Origin of the sequence: Candidatus Methylomirabilis limnetica, assembly GCF_003044035.1 — a bacterium.
In the GTDB taxonomy this organism is placed as follows: Bacteria; Methylomirabilota; Methylomirabilia; order Methylomirabilales; family Methylomirabilaceae; genus Methylomirabilis; species Methylomirabilis limnetica.
In genome coordinates, this window is the sequence record NZ_NVQC01000012.1 from 11,483 (window position 1) to 34,029 (window position 22,547).

The 22,547-nt window shown below is 60.1% G+C and carries 19 protein-coding genes, 1 tRNA gene and 1 pseudogene; 10 read left to right on the forward strand and 11 right to left on the reverse strand.

The window, feature by feature from the left end; genetic code table 11:
- Positions 1-569: 569 nt before the first annotated feature.
- On the forward strand, positions 570-5,159 hold the full coding sequence (gene gltB, locus CLG94_RS02570) for a glutamate synthase large subunit (protein ID WP_107561336.1): 4,590 nt from the start codon (positions 570-572) through the stop codon (positions 5,157-5,159).
- Positions 5,152-6,597 (forward strand): glutamate synthase subunit beta, encoded by a 1,446-nt coding sequence (locus tag CLG94_RS02575; protein ID WP_107561337.1) that lies wholly within the window; start codon positions 5,152-5,154, stop codon positions 6,595-6,597. Before gltB ends, CLG94_RS02575 begins: the two co-directional genes overlap by 8 nt.
- 292 nt (positions 6,598-6,889) lie before the next feature.
- Here the strand turns inward: CLG94_RS02575 and CLG94_RS02580 are convergent, their stop codons facing one another.
- The 4 genes from CLG94_RS02580 to CLG94_RS02595 form a co-directional block, all read right to left on the reverse strand.
- On the reverse strand, positions 6,890-8,836 hold the full coding sequence (locus tag CLG94_RS02580) for a PAS domain S-box protein (protein WP_107561338.1): 1,947 nt from the start codon (positions 8,834-8,836) through the stop codon (positions 6,890-6,892).
- Between the two features lie 955 nt (positions 8,837-9,791).
- A complete protein-coding gene (locus CLG94_RS02585; RefSeq protein WP_133174605.1) occupies positions 9,792-10,187 on the reverse strand; it encodes a hypothetical protein in 396 nt (131 codons plus the stop codon).
- Between the two features lie 430 nt (positions 10,188-10,617).
- A tRNA-Glu gene (locus CLG94_RS02590) sits at positions 10,618-10,693 on the reverse strand.
- A gap of 195 nt (positions 10,694-10,888) precedes the next feature.
- Positions 10,889-12,763: a penicillin-binding protein 1A gene (locus CLG94_RS02595; protein ID WP_161953975.1), complete on the reverse strand. Its 1,875-nt coding sequence runs from the start codon at positions 12,761-12,763 to the stop codon at positions 10,889-10,891.
- A gap of 750 nt (positions 12,764-13,513) precedes the next feature.
- Here CLG94_RS02595 and CLG94_RS02600 point away from each other — a divergent pair.
- The 3 genes from CLG94_RS02600 (at position 13,514) to msrQ (ending at position 15,951) form a co-directional block, all read left to right on the forward strand.
- Positions 13,514-14,083: an NUDIX domain-containing protein gene (locus CLG94_RS02600; protein ID WP_107561341.1), complete on the forward strand. Its 570-nt coding sequence runs from the start codon at positions 13,514-13,516 to the stop codon at positions 14,081-14,083.
- A gap of 238 nt (positions 14,084-14,321) precedes the next feature.
- Positions 14,322-15,275, forward strand: a complete 954-nt coding sequence (gene msrP / locus CLG94_RS02605; RefSeq protein ID WP_107561342.1) for a protein-methionine-sulfoxide reductase catalytic subunit MsrP — start codon at positions 14,322-14,324, stop codon at positions 15,273-15,275.
- The gene (gene msrQ / locus CLG94_RS02610) at positions 15,244-15,951 is read left to right on the forward strand and encodes a protein-methionine-sulfoxide reductase heme-binding subunit MsrQ (protein WP_161953979.1); all 708 of its coding nucleotides are present in this window, start codon (positions 15,244-15,246) and stop codon (positions 15,949-15,951) included. Before msrP ends, msrQ begins: the two co-directional genes overlap by 32 nt.
- A 139-nt stretch (positions 15,952-16,090) precedes the next feature.
- Here msrQ and CLG94_RS02615 read toward each other — a convergent pair whose 3' ends face one another.
- From CLG94_RS02615 to CLG94_RS02620, 4 genes and pseudogenes are all read right to left on the reverse strand, one after another.
- On the reverse strand, positions 16,091-16,396 hold the full coding sequence (locus CLG94_RS02615) for a HigA family addiction module antitoxin (protein WP_204593531.1): 306 nt from the start codon (positions 16,394-16,396) through the stop codon (positions 16,091-16,093).
- Positions 16,397-16,423: 27 nt separating this feature from the next.
- Positions 16,424-16,690, reverse strand: a pseudogene (locus CLG94_RS13915) (type II toxin-antitoxin system RelE/ParE family toxin); the annotation flags it as partial.
- A complete protein-coding gene (locus tag CLG94_RS13200) occupies positions 16,596-16,805 on the reverse strand; it encodes a hypothetical protein (protein WP_161953977.1) in 210 nt (69 codons plus the stop codon). The pseudogene CLG94_RS13915 and the gene CLG94_RS13200, both read right to left, overlap by 95 nt.
- Entirely contained in the window at positions 16,802-17,284 is a 483-nt protein-coding gene (locus CLG94_RS02620; protein WP_107561345.1) for a type II toxin-antitoxin system VapC family toxin, read from the reverse strand. The genes CLG94_RS13200 and CLG94_RS02620 overlap by 4 nt, the downstream gene beginning before the upstream one ends.
- A gap of 85 nt (positions 17,285-17,369) precedes the next feature.
- Here CLG94_RS02620 and CLG94_RS13205 point away from each other — a divergent pair, with 85 nt between their 5' ends.
- The 3 genes from CLG94_RS13205 to CLG94_RS02635 all read left to right on the forward strand — a co-directional run bounded on the left by CLG94_RS13205 (position 17,370) and on the right by CLG94_RS02635 (position 18,550).
- Positions 17,370-17,744: a hypothetical protein gene (locus tag CLG94_RS13205; RefSeq protein ID WP_161953978.1), complete on the forward strand. Its 375-nt coding sequence runs from the start codon at positions 17,370-17,372 to the stop codon at positions 17,742-17,744.
- Between the two features lie 154 nt (positions 17,745-17,898).
- On the forward strand, positions 17,899-18,174 hold the full coding sequence (locus CLG94_RS02630; RefSeq protein WP_107561346.1) for an AbrB/MazE/SpoVT family DNA-binding domain-containing protein: 276 nt from the start codon (positions 17,899-17,901) through the stop codon (positions 18,172-18,174).
- Positions 18,167-18,550 (forward strand): type II toxin-antitoxin system VapC family toxin, encoded by a 384-nt coding sequence (locus tag CLG94_RS02635; RefSeq protein WP_107561347.1) that lies wholly within the window; start codon positions 18,167-18,169, stop codon positions 18,548-18,550. The genes CLG94_RS02630 and CLG94_RS02635 overlap by 8 nt, the downstream gene beginning before the upstream one ends.
- 133 nt (positions 18,551-18,683) lie before the next feature.
- Here CLG94_RS02635 and CLG94_RS13750 read toward each other — a convergent pair whose 3' ends face one another.
- Positions 18,684-18,809, reverse strand: a complete 126-nt coding sequence (locus CLG94_RS13750; protein ID WP_275666212.1) for a hypothetical protein — start codon at positions 18,807-18,809, stop codon at positions 18,684-18,686.
- A gap of 131 nt (positions 18,810-18,940) precedes the next feature.
- On the opposite strand from CLG94_RS13750, the gene istA reads away from it, so the two are divergent.
- Positions 18,941-20,485 (forward strand): IS21 family transposase, encoded by a 1,545-nt coding sequence (gene istA / locus CLG94_RS02640; protein WP_107561350.1) that lies wholly within the window; start codon positions 18,941-18,943, stop codon positions 20,483-20,485.
- A gap of 25 nt (positions 20,486-20,510) precedes the next feature.
- A complete protein-coding gene (istB, locus tag CLG94_RS02645) occupies positions 20,511-21,251 on the forward strand; it encodes an IS21-like element helper ATPase IstB (RefSeq protein ID WP_107561348.1) in 741 nt (246 codons plus the stop codon).
- Between the two features lie 249 nt (positions 21,252-21,500).
- Here the strand turns inward: istB and CLG94_RS02650 are convergent, their stop codons facing one another.
- Together CLG94_RS02650 and CLG94_RS02655 are read right to left on the reverse strand one after the other, a co-directional pair.
- Positions 21,501-21,764, reverse strand: coding sequence for a type II toxin-antitoxin system RelE family toxin (locus tag CLG94_RS02650; RefSeq protein ID WP_107561349.1), 264 nt, complete (start codon positions 21,762-21,764; stop codon positions 21,501-21,503).
- On the reverse strand, positions 21,757-21,948 hold the full coding sequence (locus CLG94_RS02655; protein WP_015743192.1) for a hypothetical protein: 192 nt from the start codon (positions 21,946-21,948) through the stop codon (positions 21,757-21,759). Before CLG94_RS02655 ends, CLG94_RS02650 begins: the two co-directional genes overlap by 8 nt.
- Positions 21,949-22,547: the final 599 nt, after the last annotated feature.

Genomic DNA, 22,547 nt, shown 5'->3' on the forward strand with positions numbered 1-22,547 from the left:
CCCCACGCGCTCGACCTCTGAAACGGCCCAACGGAAGCACAAGACCCTTTTGTGCGGGTAGAATTGCACTAAGGGCGACTTGTTGTCAACCAAATTACGGTTGGCCTGTCTTCTCACGTTGTTCATCGGTTCCCTTAGGAGGCGTCAAAAATCAACATTTACATCCACCAAAGCAACAAACCCCCTTGTATCCCCCTTTTGTAAAGGGGGAAGTTGCTGGAGAGGTTGTGCGAGATTGCAATCTAGTTAATGCTCCCCGTAATATATTGTCGCCTTTCATCTCAAGATGTAAGGCAGGCTCATGAGCGAGGTCTCTCACGCCGAGTTGTCGCGACTTTCCGCTTGACAGCGGGATCGAAGAACGGTATCACACTATGCCTAATCTGTGTGGGGCATCTCCGCCGTCGGCCTTGCCCTTCACCTTCCAGGGCCCGCGAGGGAGGGGCTTTTCCTATTGCTTAGCGTGGCTGTGTGTAGCTGTTTTTCACGTGACGTATCACACGGTTTCGGCTATATTCAATGATAATTATCACTGATCGACTACTTCGAAAAGGTAGAAGGAGAACTGTGTGACTGACCAGACGGATTCGGTGTCTGTGAACCATTACGGTGTCCCACCTAAACAGGGCCTTTATGACCCAGCCTACGAACATGACGCCTGCGGCGTCGGCTTCGTGGTAGACATCAAGGGTCGTAAGTCCCACGCCATCATCCAGCAGTCGCTGACGATCCTGAAGAACCTGCTTCATCGTGGCGCGTGCGGCTGCGAGCCGAACACGGGCGATGGGGCAGGCATCCTCATTCAGATGCCCCACGCCTTTCTCGCCCGCGAGTGCGCCAAGATAGGGATCACCCTGCCTGCGCCGAAGCAGTACGGCGCCGGGCTAGTCTTCCTGCCCACTGACCCTTCGCAGTCCGCAAAATGCCAGGCGATCTTCGAGGAGCTGATACTGGAAGAGGGGCAGACGCTCCTGGGGTGGCGGGACGTACCGACCGACGACTCGTCGATCGGCCCCAGCGCCAAGGCCGCCGAGCCGATCTTCAAGCAGATCTTCATCGGCCGCAATCCCTCCATCAAGGACGACCTGGCGTTCGAGCGGAAGCTCTACGTGATCCGCAAGCAGGTCGAGCATGTGGTCTACGGCTCGGCCCTGCCGCAGCGGAAGCTCTTCTATGTACCAAGCCTCTCCTCAAATACGCTGATCTACAAGGGGATGCTTTCGGCGGATCAGATCGAGACGATCTTCCCGGACATCATGGACCCGGCCGTCGAATCGGCGCTGGCGCTGGTTCACCAGCGCTTCTCGACCAATACCTTCCCCTCCTGGCCGCTGGCCCACCCGTATCGATATGTGGCGCATAATGGCGAAATCAACACGCTGCGTGGCAACATCAACTGGATGCGCGCCCGCGAGGCGCTGTGCGAGTCAGAGCTACTGCCGGACCTCAAGAGGATCTTTCCGATCGTGCTGGAGGGTGGGAGCGACTCGGCGATCTTCGACAACGTCCTGGAGTTCCTCGTGATGGCCGGGCGTCCCCTGCCACACGCCGTCCTTATGATGATCCCGGAGGCCTGGAGCGGTCACGAAGCAATGGACGAAGAGCGCAAGGCCTTCTACGAGTACCATAGCTGCCTGATGGAGCCATGGGACGGGCCGGCCTCGATTGCCTTTACCGACGGGACGGTGATCGGGGCGGTACTGGACCGGAATGGACTGCGCCCGTCGCGCTACTACGTCACGAAGGACGGCCTGGTCGTCATGGCCTCCGAGGTGGGGGTGCTGGACATCCCGCCCGAGAATGTGCTGATTAAGGAGCGCCTGCACCCCGGACGGATCTTTCTGGTGGACACCGCCCAGGGGAGGATCGTCGACGATACCGAGTTGAAGCGCGCCGTTGCCACCGAGCACCCGTATCGGGAGTGGCTTGAGGCGAACCTGGTCCCGCTGGAGGAGCTGCCGGCGCCCTCGCACGTCCATGAGCCGGATCACGAGACCGTACTGCAGCGACAGCAACTCTTCGGCTACACCCACGAAGACCTGCGCATCCTGATTGGACCAATGGCCTTGAAGGGTGAGGAGCCGGTCGGCTCTATGGGGACCGACACGCCGCTCGCCGTCCTCTCCAACCGTCCGCGTCTGCTCTATGATTATTTCCAGCAACTCTTTGCCCAGGTGACCAACCCTCCGCTGGACGCGATCAGGGAGGAGCTGGTGACTCAGATGGCGACGACTATCGGTCCGGAACAGAACCTGCTCAAGCCGGAGCCTGAAAGCTGCCGGCAGCTCAAATTGAAGACGCCGGTCCTGGACAATGAGGAGTTGGCGCGGATCCGCTATATGGATCTACCCGGCTTCAGGTCGATCACGCTGCCGATGCTGTTCCCGGTGAACGAAGGTGGCAAGGGCCTCCAGCAGGCGCTGGAGGAGCTGTACCATAAAGCGAGCCAGGCTATTGCCGATGGCTACACCTTCCTCATCCTGTCCGATCGGGGTGTATGTAAGGAGTTGGCCCCGATCCCGGCCCTCCTCGCTACCGCCGGCGTCCATCATTATCTGGTCCGGGAGGGAACCCGAACGCGGGTTGGGCTGGTGATCGAGAGCGGCGAGGCGCGCGAGGTCCACCATGCGGCACTGCTCATCGGGTACGGCGCGGGCGCTATCAACCCATACCTGGCCTTCGAGACCATCGATGACATGATCCGCGATGGGCTGCTGCCGGGGATAGATCACAAGAAGGCCGTCAAGCACTACATCAAGGCGCTCAACAAAGGTGTCCTGAAGGTGATCTCCAAGATGGGGATCTCCACGATCCAATCCTACCGTGGCGCCCAGATCTTCGAGGCGATCGGGCTGGATAAGGCGTTCGTGGATCGGTGCTTCACCTGGACCGCATCCAGAATCGGCGGCATCGGAATCGACGGGGTTGCCGAAGAGGTGATCCTCCGCCATCGCAAAGCCTTCCCCGACCGACCCGTCGGCCAGGCTGACCTTGAGTGGGGCGGTGAATACCAGTGGCGGCGAGACGGCGAGTACCATATCCTTAACCCTGATACGGTCTTCAAGCTGCAGCACTCCACACGAACCGGCCAGTATACCGTATTCAAGGAGTACACAGAGCTGGTGAACAACCATAGCCAGAGTCTGTGTACCCTCCGGGGGCTGTTCGAGGTCAAACGTGCTGAGCAGCCGATCCCGATCGAGGAGGTTGAGCCCGTCGAGTCGATCCTCAAGCGCTTCGCTACCGGAGCCATGTCGTACGGCTCGATCAGCCAGGAGGCCCACGAGACACTGGCCATTGCCATGAATCGGTTGGGCGCCAGGTCGAATACCGGAGAGGGGGGCGAGGATCCGGCCCGCTTCACGCCGGACCCCAACGGCGACTCGCGCCGTAGCGCCATCAAGCAAGTGGCCTCCGGCCGCTTCGGAGTCACCAGCGAATACCTGGTCAATGCTACCGACCTGCAGATCAAGATGGCGCAGGGCTCTAAGCCTGGTGAGGGCGGCCAGCTCCCCGGGACAAAAGTCTACCCCTGGATCGCCAAGGTGCGGAATTCGACTCCTGGCGTAGGCCTTATCTCGCCGCCGCCGCACCACGACATCTACTCTATCGAAGACATCAAGCAGCTCATCCATGACTTGAAGAATAGTAATCCAAGTGCGCGTATTCACGTCAAACTTGTCGCTGAAGTAGGGGTCGGGACGATCGCGGCTGGGGTCGCCAAGGCCTTCTCTGATGTGGTCCTGATCTCCGGCCACGATGGCGGTACCGGCGCCTCCTCGCTAAGCTCCATCAAGCACGCCGGCCTGCCATGGGAGCTGGGGCTTGCCGAGACCCAGCAGGTGCTGGTGATGAACAAGCTCCGGGATCGGATCAGCGTCCAGGTCGATGGTCAGATGAAGACAGGGCGCGACGTCGTCATCGCCGCGCTGCTGGGCGCCGAGGAGTATGGTTTCTCTACGGCGCCGCTGGTCGTATCGGGCTGCATCATGATGCGCGTCTGCCATCTGAACACCTGCCCGGTTGGGGTCGCCACTCAGGATCCCGAGCTCAGGAAGAACTTCTCCGGCAAGCCCGAGTATGTCGAAACCTTCTTCCGCTTCATCGCTGCCGAGGTGCGCGAGCTGATGGCGGAGCTTGGCTTCCGCACGATGGATGAGATGATCGGCCGCGTAGATAAGCTCGACATGAAGAAGGCCGTAGAGCACTGGAAGGCCAAGGGTCTGGACTACTCGTCGATCCTCTATCGCCCGGAGGTCGGGCCGGAGGTGGCCATCCGTAAGGTGCGAGAGCAGGACCATGGCCTGGAGCAGTCGCTGGACATGACCACCATCGTCCCACTCTGCCGGCCCGCGCTAGAGCGGCGTGAGCCGGTGGGCCTGCGCCTATCGATCAGGAACGTGAATCGCACGGTCGGCACCATTCTGGGTTCCATGGTGACCAGCCGCTACGGAGGCGACGGCCTGCCGGAGGATACGATCCGGATCCACTTCGCAGGGTCGGCCGGGCAAAGCTTCGGCGCCTTCATACCCCAAGGGATCACGCTGGCCCTGGAGGGCGATAGTAACGACTTTCTTGGCAAGGGGCTGTCTGGCGGAAAGATCATCGTCTTCCCACCCCGTCAGGCGACGTTCGTCCCCGAAGAGAATATCCTGGTCGGCAACGTGGTGCTATACGGCGCAACGAAGGGTGCGGCCTATCTCCGAGGAGTTGCCGGCGAGCGGTTCGCGGTGCGCAACAGCGGCGCCCATGCGGTGGTGGAGGGTATCGGAGACCACGGCTGCGAGTACATGACGGGCGGCCGCGTCGTCGTAATCGGTCGCACCGGACGCAACTTCGCCGCAGGGATGTCCGGCGGAATAGCCTACGTCCTGGACGAAGCCGGCGACTTCAAGGCCCGGTGCAATCTTAGTATGGTCGATCTGGAAGCCTTAGATGCCGAGGAGGAGATTGAGGAGGTCAAGGCAATGTTGCGGCGCCACCTCCACTACACCGGCAGCACTGTGGCCGAGCGGATCCTTGGGAGCTGGCAGACGATGGAAGCGAAGTTCGTTAAGGTGATACCAAAAGACTACAAACGGGCGATGATGGCGATGAAACGCGCTGAGAGCGAAGGGATCCCCTGGGAGGAGGCGGTGATGATGGGCGCCCATGGGTAAGCCGACCGGTTTCATCGAGTTCAAGCGCGAGAAGCAGCCATACCGGCCCGTCGAGGAACGGGTCCAAGACTGGCAGCAGGTGATGCTGCCGTGGCCGGTAGAGGTACTGAGGCGGCAGGGGGCGCGCTGCATGGACTGCGGCATCCCGTTCTGCCACCAGGGCTGCCCGCTGGGCAATATCATCCCAGACTGGAACGACCTGGTCTACCGCGATCGGTGGCGGGACGCCATAGAGCGCCTGCACGCCACCAACAACTTCCCGGAATTTACCGGGACCGCCTGCCCGGCGCCCTGCGAGGGATCGTGCGTCCTCGGGATCAACAACGATCCGGTCACGATCAAGGCGATTGAGCTGGCCATCATCGATCACGCCTTCGAGGCGGGATGGATTATACCGGAGCCTCCCGCCGTACGCAGCGGGAAAAAGGTCGCAGTGGTGGGCTCTGGCCCTGCCGGGCTCGCGGCGGCCCAGCAACTCAATCGTGCCGGTCACTGGGTCACGGTCTTCGAGCGGGCCGACAGGATCGGTGGTCTCCTACGCTACGGGATTCCGGAGTTCAAACTCGAGAAGCGGGTACTGGACCGGCGGCTTGACGTGATGGCAAAGGAGGAGATTCAGTTCCGCGTCAATGCGAACATCGGGGTGAATGTGGCGGTCGAGGAGCTTCGGCGCGAGTTCGATGCTATCCTGCTCGCTGGGGGAGCTACCACGCCGCGAGACCTCGCGCTCCCGGGACGCGAACTGCGCGGGATCCACTTCGCCATGGAGTACCTGACCCTCCAGAACCGGCGCTGCGAGGGCGAGTTAATTCCTGATGAGACGTTCATCACCGCCAATGGGAAGCGAGTGGTCATTATCGGCGGTGGCGACACCGGCGCTGACTGCCTGGGAACCGCACACCGTCATGGGGCACTCTCCGTCCATCAGTTCGAGTTGCTCCCCCAGCCACCGGATACCCGCGCGCCTGATAATCCCTGGCCCCAGTGGCCGGTCATCTTCCGCACCTCTTCCGCGCACCAGGAGGGCGGCATCCGTGAATACGCGGTCTCTACCGCTAGCTTTTCCGGAGAGAACGGCCAGGTCAAGAAGCTGCACGCGCACCGGGTCGAGACGGCTACCGAAAACGGCCGGATGGCCTTCAGACCGATTCCGGGCACCGAGTTCGAGCTGGAAGTCGACATGGTCCTGCTCGCCATGGGCTTTCTGGGTCCGGAGCGCAACGGACTACTTAGCGACCTCGGCGTAAGGCTTACCGATCGCGGCAACGTCTGGCGCGACGGGAACTGGATGACCAGTGTGCCCGGCGTATTCACCGCAGGCGACATGCAGCGCGGCCAATCGCTGATCGTCTGGGCCATCGCCGAGGGCCGGAGCGCCGCCCGCGGCATCGATCACTACCTCATGGGTCACTCCGCCCTCCCTGCTCCCATCCCCTAAATTCACAAAAGACGCACTCCATTCGTACTGAGGAGGTCCTGCCTGTGAGGGCTGTGACTGCTGCGGAGCTTCCTGGCAGGAAAAGCACGCGGCAACCCGATGGGCTTCTGGTCTATTCATACATAGAGCGTCACTACTCGGGTGTTCAGGCTGTAGGCTGTTAGTCGTTGCGCATGGACCGAATCAAGGCGCACTTCATCGGCCAGTTCAAACGCTCTGAGCTTGGTATGGTCTCGGAGGGCGCGTTCCTACAGTCTAAAAGCCTACAGTCTATCTGCCTGAGTAGTTACATCTACACATTGCTTGGTGGCAGGCAGTCTGGCTCAAGATCGGTTGCCCCGCCCTGCTGGGTGAGCACGAAACCCTGCACGAGGGCGTGTTTGATCTGCGCCACCGTGTAGGGCTTGGTCAGAACCACGTCCACACCCGATTCCTCAAGCTGGGCCTGCTCCAACACATTGCCCCAGCCGGTGACCAGGATCACGGGAAGCTGGGGACAGCGAACCTTGACCGCCTGGGCGACCTCCCACCCTGACATCCCCGGCATCCCAAGGTCAGTCATGACCATGTCGAAGCGCGTTGTCGCGAGGCGCGTGAGGCCCTCCTCGCCGCTCGTCACGGTGGCCACCGTGTGGCCCAGGACTGGCGGCGTATCGGCCAGTGCTGTCTGGACTGTGATCCGCACCCCTGCTGCCTCTGCCTGGTTCTTCCAGCGGGGTTGAGTGATCGCGATGACCTGCTCGACGATCTCGCCGAGCGACACCGGTCCGAACGCCTTCGTGTCCCTCGGGCGGGTCGCCCTGCGGATCTTCCGAACCGTCTCAGCCGCGTCGGCGATGGCCTGCTCTTGCCGCGCGAGGCTCCCCAGGAGGCGAGCGCCTCCCACCACACCCTGCAGGGCAGCCGCCACCGGCCCCCGCTCGAGGGTGAGCCGCATGAGCTGTGCTTGTCCCAGGATCTTCATCAGCCCATTATTGAGGTCGTGGGCGACCCCAGCCGCCATCTGGCCCATCGCGCGCAACCGTTCCGTCTCGACGAGGTGGGCCTGCATCCGCTCCAACTCCTCGACCTTCTCTGCAAGCTGGATCGCGGTCACGCGCTGTGCCTCCTCCGCCTGCTTGCGCACGGTGATGTCGGTGAAAACCGCGACACTACCAGTATAATCTCCATTTTCGTCGAACATTGGACAGGGCGCAACAATCGTGTTGACCTTCCCGCCATCCTTACGACGCCAGACAATCTCATAACTCTTCCGAACACCGGAGCGACGACCCGCCATCTGATCTCGGAGCAGCTTCTGGTTTTCTTCGTCAAAAACAATGGAGGTCGATTTGCCGATCAACTCCTCCAATTCGTAACCCAGCATCTTACAAGCCCGTGGGTTCATGAAAGTAATCAAACCGTTCTTATCCTGGACGCCCAACCCTTCGCTCATGGTGTCCACCAACATGCGGTATTTGGCCTCGCTCTCCCGCAGCGCCTCCTCCGCCTGTTTACGTTCGGTGATATCCATGGAGATGCCGCCCAGAGCAAGGCTACCGTCCGTCTGGCGAATGGGAAACTTTGATGAGAGATAGGTGTGCTTCTGCCCGCTCTCGATAATCGTTTCTTCCTCCATGTGCGGGCTCTTGCTGGCCAGAACCGCTTCATCAACCACCCGGATTTTCTCTGCTCCCGGTAGAGGAACAAGTTGCTCGAATGTTTTGCCCAGCCAGCCCTCGCGGCCGACGCCAAAGAGTTGCTCCAGGGCTTTATTCACAAACGTATGCCGGCCCTGCCCATCCTTCATGTAGGCGAAGCCGGGGAGATGCTCCATGAAGGCTGCAAAGTTGGTCCTGCTCTCAAGGAGCTCCTCCGCCATCCGCTTGTACTCGGTGATGTCGCTCACTACGAGGTGGCACAAGGGTGACCCATCGTCGTTTTGAGCGGAGGCGGCCACCAGATGCGCCCAGAATTGCGTACCGTCTATTTTCCGCATCCGCAGATCGTAAACCTGTGGTATGCCAGTTTCAAGGAGTTGTACGGCGTGTTGGGAGTAGATATTCTGGTCTTCGGGAAAAATGAACCGGCTGATGGGTTGCTTCACCAAATCGTCCCGGGGTATGCCCATCAGGGCCGCAGCCGTGAGGTTGGTGGCCAGGACCAGCCCCTGTTCGTTCAGGGAAACATACCCCACCGAGGCCAGATCGTAGAAGTCGAAATAACTCGCCAAGGCGGTCGAGATATTTTTGTCGCTCAAGCTAAAACTCCCCCCTCATCCTCACCCAAGGAGCACACAGGGTGATCCCTGGAATAAGGCTCACGGGTATTGCCCCGATCTTCTAAACAAATTAGGTCCTTCCGGAATTCGCATGGGTAGAGATCGAGTCCCACACAATGCAAAGGGATAGCCGTCTTGAAGTGACTCTTGTGTCGGAATCCATAGACAACTGGCTTGATCGTCTGAATCTTCGCGTTGAGCCCCGGTGTGTCATACGTCCCTGTCTACTCCTCAAGGGGGTCAGCATAAATTAAACACGCCCGAAACGGAGTGTACCTAGCAGATATACCTTTAGCAATAGTCTATTCGGCCTATTTATCTAGAAGCTGTCGCCATGGTCTACGCTCTAATATCCCATCGCTACAGGCCAGAGGAATACGCACAATGTCCCACTCAACATCAACTTGAGCCACCATCCATGGCCGAGGCCACGCGCCACGGTTATCGCAGGATCACCAGATGGCTGCGTGTGAGATTGAGGCATCCGGACATCTCGCCGTGCGATGATGCCACGTACCGTGGAGTGCCCCCCAGAAAGTCAACAGGGCTTATGCCACCCGGGAGACGTGAGCGCACGGTTCACGCCAGGCGCGAGAAGTGAGAGATGGACCGAGTAGCCGACGTATAGCATGCAGCGTACATGGGCATCACAGGAATAATTAGCCGTAATGAGGGCGGTACTGGCGGGAGTGACAGCGTAGAGTACACCCACTAATCTGCACCGGCATCTGACCGCCTGGCGGATTTTAGGCGGAACCGGTGGCAGGTTTGATCGGCATGCGCGCTATTGTGCTACTACGCGCCTACTCGGGAATCAGGGGTGGGAGGATGATGGGGGAAGAGATTGGGGACGGAAGAGAGGGGAGAACTTCCCTGCGGGACTATCTCTTACTGAACCACACCCGGCTCGAATCGGCGTTGAAGAACTCTATCGTCATTGGCGCAGTGCCTTGGCAGGCAGACACGGAGGATCAGGATTTGCGGATCGCTGTTTAAATAGCTCACTGATCGTTCCCCTGAGCTTCATGCATTGGCTCGCAGTGTCGTGGAATTGTTGGGCTAGCTTTGGCGAGCCCGCTTTGGTCACCTGATTCGCACCTTGAGTGGCGGCATCGGCCATCCCCCCAGAGATACAATAACGCTGAGTCAGTACTTGGGTGGTCATCCCCTTTAGTTCAGCAGATTCCACGTGGCAATTCTCGGCCGCCGCAGAGACTCCTGGCACAAAGGCGAGCAGTACGCCAAACGCGACGCCTGTGCTTACAACGATTCGCATGGCCTTACCCCCTGCCGGATCCGATCCGGCTGCTATCTGGCCCTTAGTAGCCATTTTGTCCATCCTACCTCAAGGGCCATCGCGAATGAATTCGTTCCAACCGTCGCGCCATAAAATATGCAATCCATAGACACACTACGGTAAAACCAGCACACCCTAAAAAGAAAAGCCAGTGACCGAGCAGAAAAGCAGGGATCATAATAAGCACGGGGAACACAACAGACAGGATCATGGCGAGTCGCCGAAAGTTTCGCTCCACGCTCGAGCTTAGATTCACGCTCATAGGTATCATCACCTCCGGATAAAAACTACCTTGACCTCGATCATAAGAAAACCTCAAAGGGACCTACGCGAAGGTCAAAGTGGAGGTAGTGAGTGTTTGAAAAAGGGGGGTAGGCCCCTCTTTACGCCAACGGAGTAGTCACTATTTAGACACCGGAGGCCTGTCCAAATACAGCCAGACTTCGCAACCACCTAGACTTTTTGGTGGCCCCAACGGGGATCGAACCCGTGTTTCGGCCTTGAGAGGGCCACGTCCTAGGCCACTAGACGATGGGGCCATGCGATCAGGCAGGGATCAAAACAGCGCTTACTATATCGGAATATGGAATCGGCGCGCAATCAAAATCTACGGGACCGCGCCATGGCGCAAGAATGCTGGGAGTACGTCACCGACTGAGGAGGGGCGTAACGACCTCGTTATCGCTCGGCCTTGGCGAAAAGGCCTTGGTCGTTGGCGGCGCCAGGGCTGAAGGTCACAGCCCTTCCTGCCCTCGGATGAAGTATTCCTCGATGGCCTCTGGATCGGTCGACGAGGTCTGTTGTCCCGTCCTTCGATTCACCAAAGTCTGGTAGACCCCGTCAGGAGGGAGGAAGGGTTCGACGGGGCTGTCGCCCAGGCTCTGCCTCATGAAATCTGCCCAGATGGGCGCAGCCACTTTTCCGGCCGTCTCGTGAGAGCCGATCGAGCGACGTTGATCGTAGCCCAGCCAGATTCCCGCCACAACGCTTGGGGTATACCCGAGGAACCAGAGATCCTCTGCGGCCTGAGTAGTCCCTGTTTTCGCGGCGACGGGGCGCCCAACACGCTTAGCGGCCCTCCCGGTTCCACGTTCGACTACGCCCTCAAGAACCGAGGTCAGGACAAAAGCTACCTCCTCGCGCATGACCTGTTGCGGCTGGGGAAACTGCTCTTCGAGTACGATCTCGCCAGGACCCACCACGCGGCGGACGGCGAAGGGCGGCGACAAGATCCCCCGATTGGCGAACGCCTGATAGGCCGACATCAGCTCCAAGAGGCTTACCTCTGAGACGCCTAAGGCCATCGCATACTCTCGCCTTAGCTCCGAGGTGATCCCAAGCCGATGGGCGAGATCGATGACCGGATCGACCCCGATCGCGGCGATCAAGCGGATCGTCGGGACGTTGATCGACTCCTCGAGTGCCCGACGAAGCGTCACCGGACCCCGATATTTGCGGTCCACATTCTCCGGAGCCCACGTCTCGCTTCGCTTCCCCGTATTGATCTCAAAGCTGATCGGAGCATCGTCGAAAATAGTCGCTGCCGTCAGCCCTCGCTCAAACGCTGCCGCATAGACGAGCGGCTTGAAAGCTGAACCGGGTTGCCGTCGTGCCTGAACTGCCCGATTGAACTGGCTCCGGCCGTAGTTTAAGCCGCCTACCAGCGCCTTAATCTCGCCGGTCCTGGCGTCGAGGGCGATAAGCGCCCCCTCCGGCACCGCGCCTCCACTCTCCTTTTGTCCGTCCTTGCGCTTGACGATCTCCGCAATACCACGGCTGATCGCCTTGACCGCTGCCCGCTGCATGCCGGCATTCAAGGTGGTGTATATTTTCAGCCCCCCCTGTCGGACGAGGATCGGGCCCAAGCGCACATCAAGCTGCTGTCGAACATAATCGACGAACCAGGGCGCTATTCCCTTCGATCGAAACATCGGATTAACCGAAATAGGCGTGAGGTCAGCCCGTCGGGCCTGGGCCTGTTTAAGCACACCCGTTGCCACCATCCGGTCCAACACGTACTTCCGGCGCGCCTTGGCGCGCTTGACATCGATCAGCGGCGAGTACCTACCGGGCGCTCGAGGGAGTCCAGCGAGAAGCGCGGCTTCAGGAAGGGTGAGATCGGTAACGCTCTTACTGAAATAGGTCCTGGCGGCGGCTTCGACCCCATACGCCCCGTGGCCGAAGTAGATGGAATTCAGGTACATCTCCAGGATCTGGTCTTTTGTGTAGGATTGCTCGATCTCCCTGGCAAGCCCTAATTCTTTCACCTTCCGCCCGATGGTCCGCTCGTGGCTCAAGAACAGGGTCTTGGCGAGTTGCTGCGTGATGGTGCTGCCCCCTTCCTTCACGGAAGCGGACATGAGATTTCTTACGGCTGCTCTCGCGATGCCTTTCAGGTCAAGCGCCCCATGCTCATAAAAGCGGGCGTCCTCAGCGGCGATGATAGCCTGTCGCAACTTCAGGGAAATCCGGGAGAGCGGGACAAAGGCCCGGTATTCCGGAACGATGGGACCCAATACCCTTCCTTCATCATCGTAGAGGATGCTTGGCTCGCCGGGCTGGAAGATCGGGAGCTGCAACAGGTGAGGCAGATCCTCGACTTGCGCCAAAGGCGCCCCCCATGCGGCCGTGCCGAGAGACATGAGAATGAACAGCGTCGCGGTCGCTGCCCGCCATCTTGTCCTGCGGTCACGCTCTTGCCGTAAGGAAACTGGTATCACCCCCCTACCAGGCACACCGTGAATTAAAGAAGACATTCGTGGTCCTGAGAACCCGCCTTTCCGGACTCGTTCACCTTTTCGCTGCACATGGTTATACTCTTAGGCTTTTGTTAATTCTCGTCGCGGGTCGATACCCCGCGGCTTGCCGCGAGTTCGTCATACCGGCGGACCCCGGATCGGAGTCCGGGGCAGGCACCGGTATCAAGCGGGCCCGACTGGATTCCCCCGTATCAAGTACGGGGCAGGCTCGTCAAGTACGGAATGACGGGCCAGAACAGAAGACGATACCCCGTAGCTTGCTGCGGGGTAGTTCATTTTGTCCAGCCTGCTGATGGCCACGGGGATTCCGTGGCCCATACTGTTCGCATGGTTGCACGCAGGAAGCCACCTGAATCCATCCATATATCTCCCGCCAAACCTTGCCATACTATATCATGGAATGGCGATCCCTTGAGGAGATCCATTGGGCGCTATTTGCTCATTGACATAGACCAGTCGTCACGATACACGTGTACGCGAGGCCACATCGGACCGATGCGTGAACCCTGCACCACCCAACATGAAACGCCTGCGGCTCTCCTTCGAACAGTCCGGAGCGGGACAGGCCCAACACAAGAGGCGATTTCTCATGGAGCAGACATGGTGAAGAAGGCGCATGCGTTAGCAGAACAGGCGTGGAAGACCCTCTCCAGCCGGCCGATCTACCAGAACAGATGGCTCTCCCTCTGCGAAGATCTCGTCGAACTCCCTGACGGACGGACTACGATCTACGGTGTGGTGACAAGTGGCGAGTGTGCCGGCATTCTGCCCTTCCTCGACAGCCACACGGTCCTGCTAGTGAAGCAGTATCGGTACGTTGCGAAGCGGGTCACATGGGAGATGCCGACAGGTGGGGTCCATGAGGGCGAATCGATCGAGGCTGCGGCCCAGCGAGAGCTGAGTGAAGAGATCGGGTATCAGGCGGGAAGGCTCACCAGGATCAGCACCTATCACACGAGCAAGAGCGTGATGGACGAGACGGCCCACCTCTTCATCGGGGAGGAGTTGGCCAGCCTGGAGCGGCCTCCGGACGAGACGGAGTTCATCGAGGTCCGCGCCTTCCCCTTCACCGATGCCCTCCAGATGGTCCTACAGGGTGAAATCGTCGACGGGATGACGATCATCGCCATGCTCCACGCCGCCCGCCTGAGGGGCTCTAGTGTCGACTGAACCATATGAGGCTATGTAGCATCTAAGAGGACAGAGAATATAGACGCAACCTTGAAAGCCGAGTGGTGTCGGGTTACGCTGCGCTAACCCGACCTACGGCTACGGCTAAATGCTGATATAATAGCTGTAGACACAACCCAGATAACGGAGCGTTCGCGATGACTCGAAAGATCGCATCCGACACCTACCAAGGTCCGGGTGCCGAGTGCCCTCTATCTCAGAATTGTAGGAGCGTCTCATGTTTATCAGGCATGCTCCAGACATTGCACCGTCAGAGATTACGGACTATCAGCTCTACCTCAACCGGCGGTCGTTTCTGATCGGAATAGCGGCCTTGGCGCTGGCCCCGACTAGATCGGCTCTGGCGGCTCCGCCAGCCGGCGAATCTCTCCCTGCCGCCCGCAACGAGCAGTTCACCCTCAAGGATCCCCTGACCCCCCTTGAAAGCATCACTTCCTACAATAACTTTTATGAAATGGGTCCGAATAAGGACGATCCGGCACGGCTGGCGCATCTGCTCAAGCCGCGCCCCTGGACGGTTCAGATCGATGGCCACGTGGCACGCCCCAGGCGCTACGACGTTGAGGAGCTGATGCGACTGTTCCCGCTGGAAGAGCGGGTATATCGCCTCCGCTGTGTCGAGGGGTGGTCGATGGTGATCCCATGGATCGGCTACCCGCTCGCTTCTCTCATCAAGCTGGTAGAACCGACGAGCAAGGCCAGGTTCGTAGAGTTCACCACACTCCACGATCCTGCGCAGTTCCCTGGGCAGCGCAAAAGCCTTTTCAACCTCTCCTCAATCGAGTGGCCATACGTGGAGGGGTTGCGGCTGGATGAGGCGCTCCACCCGCTCACGCTGCTCACATTCGGGCTGTACGGTCAGGTGTTGCCCAACCAGGACGGCGCCCCCATTCGCATCGTCGAGCCATGGAAGTACGGGTTCAAGAGCGCAAAGTCGATCGTGCGAATCCGCTTCGTGAGTGAGCAACCGAAGACAGCGTGGGAAAAGGCGACTCCAAAGGAATACGGGTTCTACTCGAACGTCAACCCTGCCGTTGATCATCCACGCTGGAGCCAGGCGACTGAGAGACGCATCGGAGAGTTTCGACGGCGAAAGACGCTGATGTTCAACGGCTATGCAGACCAGGTCGCGGCGCTGTATGCCGGAATGGACCTGCAACGGAACTTCTAATCCCGTGTCCAGACGAGCTCGCACCAGACTGAAGAGCGCAGTGTGGGGCGTTGCGCTATTACCCCTACTGCTTCTCCTGTATCGGTTCCTTACCGATCGGCTCGGCCCCAATCCGATCTCGTACGCCACTAACCTGCTCGGCGACACCACGCTCCGACTGCTGCTCGCCAGCCTTGCCCTGACGCCCCTTCGTATTCTGTTTGGGATCGCGTGGCAAATGAGCCTGCGGCGTCTGCTGGGATTGTTCGCGTTCTTCTACGTCTGTCTCCACTTCACCGTCTGGATCGCGGTAGACCACTTCTTCGACTGGGGGCAGCTCGCAGCCGACATCGTCAAGCGGCCCTACATCACCGTTGGCATGCTCGCCCTGACGCTACTGGTGCCGCTTGCCGGCACTTCCACATCAGGAATGGTGAAGCGTCTGGGGGGCAAGAACTGGCGGCGACTGCACAGGCTGGTCTACGTCATCGGTCTGCTCGCCGTGCTGCATTACCTGTGGCTGGCCAAGAAGGGCGTGAACGACCCGTATCTCTACGCCGGGGTGCTGGCCGTCCTGCTGAGCATTCGCCTGTGGGACTTGGCTCGACGCAAAGCTTGGTTGGGCTTTCCGACATGGCGTCGTGGAGGGAATTCTCCGACAAGGACCGCCAATGAAATGCGTGGAACGTCTACTTAGGCCCGCTGAAACTCGGCCGGCTCCATGAACGACATATGCGGATCGAGGATGGATATGGTAGGTGAACACGCCACAAGGTGTCACCCTTGTCCCCGGACTGTTTTGTTACCTATCTCCCCGACCGCTCAGGCATCCCAAATCAATGAGCCTCAGCGTAGACCTTGACTTCTCTCTCAAGACGGTCACCTAGCTCATCCTCCTCGACATCAAGGTCATACTGAGCCTGGAGCCCGATCCAGAACTCAGGTGATGTGACAAAGTAGCGGGCCAGACGCAGGGCCGTATTGGCCGTCACGCTCCGCTTTCCCAAGGTGATCTCATTGATGCGGCGTGGATCAACTCCAATATCGAGAGCCAGCCGATGCTGACTGAGACCCAGCGGCTTTAGGAACTCCTCCTGCAGGACTTCTCCGGGGTGGATAGGTGCCATCTTCTGTTTTGCCATCCGATGTAACTCCTCGTGATAGTCCGTGATCTCCACCTCAAAAGCATCGCTACCTCGCCAGGCGAAGCAAATCCGCCATTGATCATTGATACGGATCGAATGCTGCCATGTGCGATTGCCTTTGAGCTTTTCCAAACGATTCCCGGGAGGGGACAGAAGATCTTGCAATGTAGCTCTTGTCAAGGAGGGCTGAGGCGTCTTAGGCGGCTTCGTCTGAAACGCGCGTGATACGTCGCGGTCCACGAGACGTAACCCTTCGCCCCGCTTGGGTCTGATGGGCGCGTAACATCTCACACAGTTTGTGAAGGTCGTAGTCGACTTCGACAAGCAACGCCTCTCGCGCGGCGCGCACCTCGGCAACTACCGGATCAACCCACGGCTCCTTGGCATCAAAGTGCTCGGTCGTCATGGTTCCTCTCCCGCCATCAGCTCGTCCGGGGTACAGAGAACAGGGGGCTCAAAGCCCAGGCTGCGGCAAACTCGCTCGACGCGAGGCCGGATGAGTGCATTGGCTATGTGGGTGGCGTTCCACGTCATCAGGTAATCGATGCCCTGGGATGCGGCTATCGCAATGTGAAGTGCATCCGCCCGGGCATGTTGGGGAAGTCCCGCGTGGCGGAGAATGTGATCGGCGATTTCCTCGGCAAGTGGACTGGTATCGACAGCTTCAATCCCATCGAGCCAAGCAAGGCGGCGCGCGGACGCTTCAGCGTCCCCCCGCGATATCTCCACGAGCACAAGCTCAGATACGAACAGCTGGAAGGAATTGCGTCGACGGTCCCACCATTCGTGCGTCAGCTGCTGCCGGGCCGCCGTGATCAGGTCCCGGCTGGGCTGGGCGGCGAGGTAGCTAATGATCGAGGTTTCAAGGTAGATCGTGGGAACCATGCCCCCAGCCTATCGCAAACCGTGTGTCTTGTCTACTTTGCCCATAACCACCAGTGTGGCTGCATAACGTCCGCACTAAGCCGCGGTGGGCGCCAGAGCTGCGTCGACCTTCACCTTCGCCATCGAACGATGCGCGCTCCCGATTCCGAACCCCTGCCAGGCCCCCTTGCTCCACAAGAGCTTTCGCGTCCCGAAACCACCCCTGCGGCCGAGTCTCGACCGCGACGCCATTGATGAACTGATCTATCGGACGACCGTCCTTAGGACCCGGCTCCTGCTCGATCCGCAGGCCAGGTGTGGCCTGCGGATCGGGGAAGTCCTAAGCCTCACGGTTGCCTGTGGGACTGGGCGCGACGCAAAGCCTGGTTGGGATTTCAGGCATGGCGTCGTGGAGGCCATTCGCCGACAAGGACCGCCGATAAAATGGGGCGGATTAATCCCCGGCCATTTTTGCCGATGATCGCGCGATCGGGATCGATCTCCTCCCGACCTCCCTTCAGACCATTCTAGATCTCCTAGTCCATGGCTTGGTGTATTATCAGAACGTGGCTGTTTTATATTATTGGTATATTAATAAGATTTGACACGATTCTCCAGCATGGTAGCATATAGCCATGACAGTCAAACTGAAAGATATGCGACCCGAAGGAGTAGTGACCCGGATCGGCAAGGGGGCGCGAGTCGTGATTCCAGCCGCGCTCCGTAAAGCACTCGCGCTTCACCCGGGCGACCTTGTGGTCCTTCAGGTCGAGCAGGACACGTTGCGGCTGATCCCGCTTCGGCAGGCCATTGCTGAGGCACAACACCGCGTTCGCCAGTACATCCCGGTAGGCACTGCCCTTACCGAATCACTACTCCAGGAGCGCCGGAGAGAGGCGCAGCGTGAGTAGGGTCGTCCTCGATGCCTCCGCGATCCTTACCCTGCTAAATCAGGAGGAGGGAGCGGAACGGGTCGCTCCTTTCCTGGCGGATGCTGTGATCTCGACGGTGAACCTGGCCGAGGTCGTCACGCGTCTAGCTCTTGCAGGGATGCCGGAGACCGCCATTCGGGAGGCCTTAGCCCTCCTGCCTCTTGAATCGGTGCCGTTCGACGTCGGGCAGGCCATCGATGTGGGGCTGCTCGCGCCTACGACCAAGCTCTCAGGGCTGTCGCTGGGCGATCGGGCCTGCCTGGTCCTGGCCCACCGTCTCGACGCCACTGCGGTCACAGCGGATCAGGCATGGGTGGGCATCGACGCCGGAGTGGCTGTCGAGCTGATCCGTTGATTCGGATGTTCACGAACACAGATTGGTCCGGTGCCCTGAGTTCAACGGAAGCCTGGCCAAGGGGGAACCTATACGGCTCCATGTCGTGCACATGCTGCCAATTGCGGATTTCGGTCCATCGTGAACGCCAGGATCACTTCATCGTGAACGCGAAGATCACTCGATCGTGAACGCCGGGATCAGCCATCGTGAACACGTAGATCGGTATCGTGAACACGTAGATCGGTATCGTGAACACGCGGATCGGTATCGTGAACACGCGGATCAGTCATCGTGAACACGTAGACAACCCCCGGGAAATCGGCGACCCTTACTCCCATGAGCGGGTGCCGAGAGCAACAGCGACGTTGGATGGTCCAGCGCGCCATTCCGCTCCAGGAAGGAGTGGCAATGGCGACCGAGCGACTACCCATGCGTCAGATCCGAGAGATCCTCCGCCAGAAGTGGACCCTGACCCGTAGCCACCGGCAGGTGGCCTCTAGCCTCGCGGTCAGTCTTGGGACCGTGACCGGCGTCCTCCGCCGGGCAACCCACGCCGGGCTTGACTGGCCCCACGTCCAGACCCTGACCGATGACGCCCTGGAGATCCGTCTCTACGGCGCACCAGCCACCCCCGGGGTGACCCGCCCGCTCCCCGATTGCGCCTACCTGCACACCGAACGACGCAAGCCCGGGGTGACGTTAGAACTGCTCCACCTCGAGTACCTGGAGCAGCATCCCACCGGCTACCGCTACACCCGCTTCTGCGATCTCTACCGCCGTTGGCTGGCCCGCCATCGCCTCACTATGCGCCAGGACCATCGAGCCGGCGAGAAGATCTTCGTCGATTACGCCGGGCAGAAACCGACCCTCGTCGATCCCACCACCGGCGTGGTTACCGAAGTAGAGCTCTTCGTCGGTGTCCTCGGGGCCAGCAACTACACCTACGCGGAAGCCACCCGCACCCAGCGGGTCCCCGACTGGCTCGGGAGCCATCAGCGACTCCTGGCGTTCATGGGCGGGGTGCCGAGCGCCATTGTCCCGGACCAGTTGAAGACCGGGGTCACCGTCCCTTGCCGGTACGAGCCCGGCCTGCAGAGGACCTACGAAGAGTTCGCCCAGCACTACGGCACCACGATCCTCCCCGCCCGGCCGGCGAAGCCACGGGACAAGGCGAAAATCGAAGTGGCCGTGCAGATCGCCGAACGGTGGATCCTCGCCCGACTCCGGCACGAGGCGTTCGGCTCGCTAGGAGCCCTGAACGCCCGGATCTGGGAACTGCTCACCGCCCTGAACAGCCGCCGAATGCGCTCCTACCAGGCGAGCCGCCAGGAGCTGTTCGAGCGGCTGGACCGTCCGGCGCTCCGGCCCTTGCCCCCGGCGCCCTTCGTCTACGGCGAGTGGAAACTCGCCCGCGTGAACATTGACTACCACGTGGAACTCGACGGCCACTACTACTCGGTGCCCCATGCTCTGGTGCACGAACGAGTGGACGTCCGCAGCACGGCCATGACAGTGGAGATCTTCCACCACGGCCAGCGAGTGGCCGCCCATGTCCGCAGCATTTCCCGCGGGCGGCACACCACCCTTACCGCTCACATGCCCAAGGCCCACCAGCAGCACCGGGAGTGGAGTCCCTCTCGGCTCATCGCGTGGGCCGAGACCGTCGGGCCGCAGACCGCCGCCCTGGTCGAGGCCATCCTGGCGAGCCGCCCCCACCCGGAGCAGGGCTACCGGTCGTGTCTGGGGATCCTGCGCCTCGCGCGGCGAGATGGGCCCCTGCGGCTCGAGGCGGCGTGTACCCGGGCACTCGCAGTGGGCGCGCGCTCCTACCGGCACGTCGATGCGATCTTGAAGCACGGACTCGACCGTTCTCCAGTGCCGGACGCCGGTTCAGTCCCCACTGCCCGCCCGGTCATCCACGACCAGTTGCGCGGGCCCACCTACTATCAGTGAACCGATACACAGACAGGAGAGAGACATGCTCAGCCCCCCGACGATGGAGACGCTCCACGCTCTGAAGCTCACCACTTTGGCGGCCGCCTGGACCGCCCAGCAGCAGGACGCTGCTATGAGCCAGCTTGGCTTCGACGAACGCCTCGGCCTTCTGGTCGAGGCCGAGTGGCTCGCCCGGGAGAACGCCCGGTTCACCCGAACCCTTAAGACCGCCAAACTGAAGCTCAGCCAGGCGTGTCTTGAGGCGATCGAGTACCCGGCCCGGCGGGCACTCGACAAGGCCCTGATCCGCCAGCTCGCCACCGGTCGCTGGATCGCCGAGCATCAGCACGTGCTCATCAGCGGGGCGACCGGGACCGGGAAGACCTTCGTCGCCTGTGCTCTGGTCCACCAGGCGTGCCGGCAAGGGTACCGGGCCCTCTACTGGCGTCTCTCCCGACTCTTCCATGCCTTGGCCCTCGCGCGGGCTGATGGGACGTACGCCCGGCTCCTCGCGACGCTGGCCCGGGTGGACGTCTTGCTCTTGGACGACTTCGGCCTGGCCCCCCTGCAGGAGGCCGAACGCCGCGACCTCCTGGAGATCCTGGAGGACCGATACGGCACCCGCTCGACGATCGTCACCAGCCAATTGCCCCCGGCGCATTGGCATGAGGCGATCGGAGAGCCGACCCTCGCGGATGCTATTTGTGATAGACTCCTTCACAACAGCCACCGTGTCATGCTACAAGGACCCTCACAGCGAAAGGAGAAGAAGCTCGAAGCCTAACGGACTCCCAGCGTCGCTTCGCTTCCGTTCACGATGACCGATCTGGGTGTTCACGATGGAGCGATCTAGGTGTTCACGATGAGTGAAATGCGCAGCCAATCATCGACCCGACTATTTTCCGAGTCTATTCACGCCCAGGAAAACCAATAGTTGTCAACTACACCTTCATGCCAGTTTTACGGTGCGCACCCGGTAACCTTCGAAGTCGAGGTGAAAAACCGCGCGAACCGATGCGGAACAAGCGCAGTCTCATTGTTCGTAGACATCTCTGCGGTGGGCAATCCGGGTGACGCTCACCGTCTTATGGTCATCATCAATAATGTACACGATACGATGATCGCCGAATCGGATACGCCAGAGATCCTTGTATCCGCGCAGTTTCTTGCAGGCTGACGGTCTTGGACTAACGACCAGACCATCAATCCTCGACACCAGGTTCGCGAGGAGCTTATCGCTCAAGCGCTCCAACTCCTTCCGTGCGGACGGCTTGATATCCAGAGTGTATCTAGCCACGCAGGCGACCGCGTTTGATCAAATCCGCCTTGACGGTTTCGAAGGGAACGCCTTTCTCCTTGCGCCGTTGTTCAGAGACAAGCCCGTCGTAGAAATCCTCCCACAGCGCCCTATGTTTGCGAAGGTCGATCTGTACGGCCACCTTTCGGCCCTTCTCATCGGTCAGAAACTGAATACCGGTCATGGATTTCTCCCTTTCGCACAAGAGCTGGTGATGTGACTCGTCACTCGGTTCATCGATACCCAACATCGGCTGACATAAGATACAGCGTTGTACACCGCAAGTCTAATCTGCCTTCCTAAAACAAGGCACCTTGGCGCAGGATGCTGGTCTAAGATGCCCCGATGAAGGGTGGTGAACCGAGCGTGGGCGAGACGAGGCGCTGCGACCAATGCATGAAACTCTAGATTACGGGGGTGTAATCTACACTTCACTCGGTTGGCAGGCGCGGTTCCTGCGAGCACCACCAATCTACACTCTAGCGCCTCACATGTGGCTCTCAGGGAGCCTCCAGATGATCGCTTCGAGCGGGCGCCGAACTCAACGGGATCCTGGCCTTCATCCCTGACGGGGCGACGATCCGAATCATATGCCCATCGGCCTGCTGCCGCCTTGTAAAAATCAGCCGACCGTAAAAAGAACGGCAACTAATTTTGGCTCTTCGCGTAATCGAGTGGGTGAATTTCATGTTTTTCAGAGTGCCGGGAGCATGGACGTGAGTATTTTCAGCCTCAGATATTCTTCATCCCGCAGCCCATACGCACGGCGTTGGATAACCCGTA

What these genes read in the sequence shown, in the direction of transcription:
- CLG94_RS02575 (WP_107561337.1), top strand. Translation starts at nt 5,152, where the DNA reads ATGGGTAAGCCGACCGGTTTCATCGAGTTCAAGCGCGAGAAGCAGCCA.
- CLG94_RS02585 (WP_133174605.1), bottom strand. Translation starts at nt 10,187, where the DNA reads ATGGCTACTAAGGGCCAGATAGCAGCCGGATCGGATCCGGCAGGGGGT.
- CLG94_RS02600 (WP_107561341.1), top strand. Translation starts at nt 13,514, where the DNA reads ATGGTGAAGAAGGCGCATGCGTTAGCAGAACAGGCGTGGAAGACCCTC.
- msrP (WP_107561342.1), top strand. Translation starts at nt 14,322, where the DNA reads ATGTTTATCAGGCATGCTCCAGACATTGCACCGTCAGAGATTACGGAC.
- msrQ (WP_161953979.1), top strand. Translation starts at nt 15,244, where the DNA reads ATGCCGGAATGGACCTGCAACGGAACTTCTAATCCCGTGTCCAGACGA.
- CLG94_RS02615 (WP_204593531.1), bottom strand. Translation starts at nt 16,396, where the DNA reads ATGGCAAAACAGAAGATGGCACCTATCCACCCCGGAGAAGTCCTGCAG.
- CLG94_RS13200 (WP_161953977.1), bottom strand. Translation starts at nt 16,805, where the DNA reads ATGACGACCGAGCACTTTGATGCCAAGGAGCCGTGGGTTGATCCGGTA.
- CLG94_RS02620 (WP_107561345.1), bottom strand. Translation starts at nt 17,284, where the DNA reads ATGGTTCCCACGATCTACCTTGAAACCTCGATCATTAGCTACCTCGCC.
- CLG94_RS02630 (WP_107561346.1), top strand. Translation starts at nt 17,899, where the DNA reads ATGACAGTCAAACTGAAAGATATGCGACCCGAAGGAGTAGTGACCCGG.
- istA (WP_107561350.1), top strand. Translation starts at nt 18,941, where the DNA reads ATGGCGACCGAGCGACTACCCATGCGTCAGATCCGAGAGATCCTCCGC.
- istB (WP_107561348.1), top strand. Translation starts at nt 20,511, where the DNA reads ATGCTCAGCCCCCCGACGATGGAGACGCTCCACGCTCTGAAGCTCACC.
- CLG94_RS02655 (WP_015743192.1), bottom strand. Translation starts at nt 21,948, where the DNA reads ATGACCGGTATTCAGTTTCTGACCGATGAGAAGGGCCGAAAGGTGGCC.